The organism is Selenomonas sp. oral taxon 149 str. 67H29BP, assembly GCF_000146365.1.
GTDB lineage: Bacteria > Bacillota > Negativicutes > Selenomonadales > Selenomonadaceae > Centipeda > Centipeda felix.
Genome location: NZ_GL397087.1, coordinates 261,347 through 264,789, shown reverse-complemented (window position 1 = coordinate 264,789; position 3,443 = coordinate 261,347). Strand labels below are relative to the sequence as shown.

Below are 3,443 nucleotides of genomic sequence, written 5' to 3'. Positions count from 1 at the left end.
CGACGAAAACGTCCCAAGAACACGAGCGAAAGCGAAGTGTGATTGGATGACGTTGACCGCTATTCTAAGAAGGTATTGCCTAACAATTTGCTGACGTTTCTTCTGTGAAGTTTTGAGTGAGCAGGACTCATTCAACAAGATGCGGTGATGATGCCTGGACGGTTCCACCTGTTCCCATTCCGAACACAGTAGTTAAGCGTCCACAGGCCGAGGGTACTTCGTTGGAGACGACGTGGGAGAGTAGGTAGTTGCCGCAAAGGATAGAACTCGTGAATGACGTGTTCACGAGTTCTATTTATGAATGACATGGCGGCTTTGGTGAAGCGGTTAACACACTGGATTGTGGCTCCAGCATGCATGGGTTCGATCCCCATAAGTCGCCCCATAGGGGTATAGCTCAACTGGTAGAGCAACGGTCTCCAAAACCGTAGGTTGTGAGTTCAAGTCTTACTGCCCCTGCCATTGAGGTTCAGCCGTATCGATTTGATACGGTTTTTTTGTTCTTTTATCTTCTTTTTCTTGTCAAACATTCCATTATAGTGTAGAATGACGAACAGCAAAGAGCTTTTGCTGTCTATTTAAGGAGGAGATCGATCCATGAAGAAATTCGTCCAAATGGCGCTTGTTTTGTGTCTCACGCTGCTTGCCGTACAGGTGAGTGCTTCCCCTTTTACGGATAAGGTTACGCTGCCCGAGGGCGCGGTGCTTACAAATGTCAATCGTTTGGCGATCGGAGCTCCGCTTTATGTGCAGGTTGAGAATACCGCTCCTTCCATTGATATTTTGACGCAGATTGAGGCAGATGCGTCCAATGTGACGCGTGCCAATGTGGTCAGCTATGATACGGTTGCGAGTGATCTCCAGCAGAGCAAGGGGATCGATCTGAAGGCTCTTCCGCGCCGTGATGCAGCAAAGGCGTTCAAGGATAATGTTGCTTCCTATGCGAATGCCTATGTCATTTTGACCGTTGCGAATAATAGCCGTACGGTGTTCTTCTTCGATGTTTACCGTGCCGGTACGAACGAGCTCCTCTACACGTATGAGGTGCGTGCAAATAAGTCAGATGGGAATACGGTGGCGACGTTCTCCAAGCTTTCTGAGCAGTTCTACAAGAATTGGCAGCGTTCGGTGGAGGCGCAGAGCAAAGGAAAGTAAGCTCTTTCATACAGTGGGGCTGTGGCACGAAGTTAATTGGCTTTGTGTCACGGCTTTTTTGTTTTGCGTGGGAAAATGTAGCATCTGCTCATAATACCTGTTGACAAAGATGCTTTGCTATACTAAGATAGACACACTATCTTTTGAACGGAACTATGGGGAGGAATATGATATATGGCGATCAATGAAAAACTGCGCAATATCGCGATTATTGCTCACGTTGATCATGGTAAGACGACGCTGGTCGATGCGATGCTGAAGCAGAGCCACGTGTTTCGCTCGAACGAGCAGGTGAACGAGCGCGTGATGGACTCGGGTGATATCGAGCGCGAGCGTGGGATTACGATTCTTTCGAAGAATACGGCGATCCTCTATGATGGGATCAAGATCAATATCGTGGATACTCCCGGTCATGCGGATTTCGGTGGTGAGGTGGAGCGCGTTCTCAACATGGTGGACGGTGTTCTCCTGCTCGTCGATGCGTTTGAGGGCCCGATGCCGCAGACGAAGTATGTTCTGCGCAAGGCACTCGAACAAGGGTTGAAGCCGATTGTTGTCATCAACAAGATCGACCGTCCGGATCAGCGTGTGGACGATGTGTACGATGAGGTTTTGGAGCTCTTTATGGAACTGGATGCGGACGATGACCAGCTCGATTTTCCCGTGATCTATGCGGCGGCGCGCGACGGTATCGCCAAGTTTAACATGGAGGATACGAACGATAATCTCGAGCCGTTGATGCAGACCATCGTGAAGGAGATTCCGGCGCCGCAGGGCGATGCGGAGGGGCCTCTGCAGATGATGGTGACGACGCTCGAAGCAGACGACTATGTTGGTCGCGTTGCCATTGGGCGCGTGATTCGTGGATCGGTGCGCCCCAATCAAAATGTGGTTGTGATCAGCGGCGACCATGAGACGAAGGCAAAGGTCGGCAAGGTCTATGTGTATCAGGGACTCAAGCGCGTCGAAGTCGATGAAGCGGGGATGGGCGAGATCGTCGCTCTGACGGGGCTCGGCGATGTGAGCATCGGTTATACTGTGGCAGACGCGGAGAATCCGGAGGCACTGCCGACGATCAATATTGATGAGCCGACGCTCTCCATGACCTTCGGTGTCAATACGAGTCCGTTTGCAGGCCGTGAGGGGCAGTTCGTTACGTCGCGCCATCTGCGTGATCGCCTGTTCAAGGAGATCGAGACGAATGTCGCCATGCACGTCGAGGAGACGGATTCCGCCGATGTGTTCAAGGTATCGGGACGTGGTGAGCTGCATCTTTCCATCCTGATCGAGCAGATGCGCCGTGAGGGCTATGAGCTGCAGGTCGGAAAGCCCGAGGTTGTCTACAAGACGATCAACGGACAGAAGTGCGAGCCGATGGAGAATCTGACGGTTGAGGTTCCGCAGGAGTATATGGGCGCCGTGATGGAGGCGCTCGGTACGCGCAAGGCGGAGCTGTCGAATATGACGGAGCTGTCGGGCTATATCCGCATGGAGTTCTTTATCCCGGCGCGCGGGCTGATCGGCTTCCGTTCGGAGCTCCTGACGAGTACGAAGGGCAATGGGATTATGAATCATATCTTCCACGGATATGTTCCGTACAAGGGGGATATGACGGGCCGTTCGCATGGGTCGCTTGTTGCGTTTGAGCAGGGTGAGACGACGGGGTACGGAATTTTCTCCCTGCAAGATCGCGGGACGATGTTTATCTCGCCGGGCCAGCAGGTCTACGAAGGGATGATTGTCGGGGAGAACTCACGCGATATTGATATGGACATCAATCCGTGCAAGAAGAAGAATGTCACGAATATGCGTACCTCTGCCTCAGATGAGGCGATCCGCCTGACACCGCCGCGTATTCTGAGTCTGGAGCAGGCACTGGAGTATATCAATGATGATGAGCTCGTCGAGGTGACGCCGGAGAATATTCGCCTGCGCAAGGCGATTCTCGATCGTACGGCGCGCGGCCGTGCGGCGAAGAATGCGCGCAAGTAACGATGAAAAGTTTTTCCCTAAATTGCAATATCAAATCGGACAGTAGAGCATAACAGAATCAAAAATTATGGGTGAAGATTTTTTAGCGCGGCATCGAAGCGCTCTTGTGGCGTCTCATAACCTAGAATTTTACGTGGCAGTGAATTGATCCAATCCTCTACGCGCTACACTTCTTCCTCGCTCAAGTTCGTCATATCCATGCCCTTCGGAATGAAATACCGAACGAGGGCATTCTGCTTCTCGTTCGTTCCACGTTCCCAAGGTGCGTAAGGATGAGCATAGTACACCTTCGCCTC

2 protein-coding genes, 2 tRNA genes and 1 rRNA gene are annotated in these 3,443 nt (G+C 51.9%); all 5 read left to right on the top strand.

Annotated elements, in window-relative coordinates; genetic code table 11:
• Positions 1 to 140 precede the first annotated feature (140 nt).
• A 5S ribosomal RNA gene (gene rrf / locus HMPREF9166_RS01285) occupies positions 141 to 257 on the top strand.
• 52 nt (positions 258 to 309) lie between these two features.
• Positions 310 to 385, top strand: a tRNA-His gene (locus HMPREF9166_RS01280).
• A 1-nt stretch (position 386) separates the two neighbouring features.
• Positions 387 to 462, top strand: a tRNA-Trp gene (locus tag HMPREF9166_RS01275).
• Positions 463 to 597: 135 nt separating this feature from the next.
• Positions 598 to 1,155: a hypothetical protein gene (locus HMPREF9166_RS01270; protein WP_009442225.1), complete on the top strand. Its 558-nt coding sequence runs from the start codon at positions 598 to 600 to the stop codon at positions 1,153 to 1,155.
• Between the two features lie 174 nt (positions 1,156 to 1,329).
• Positions 1,330 to 3,147 (top strand): translational GTPase TypA, encoded by a 1,818-nt coding sequence (gene typA, locus HMPREF9166_RS01265; protein WP_009442224.1) that lies wholly within the window; start codon positions 1,330 to 1,332, stop codon positions 3,145 to 3,147.
• The last annotated feature ends 296 nt before the right edge of the window (positions 3,148 to 3,443 follow it).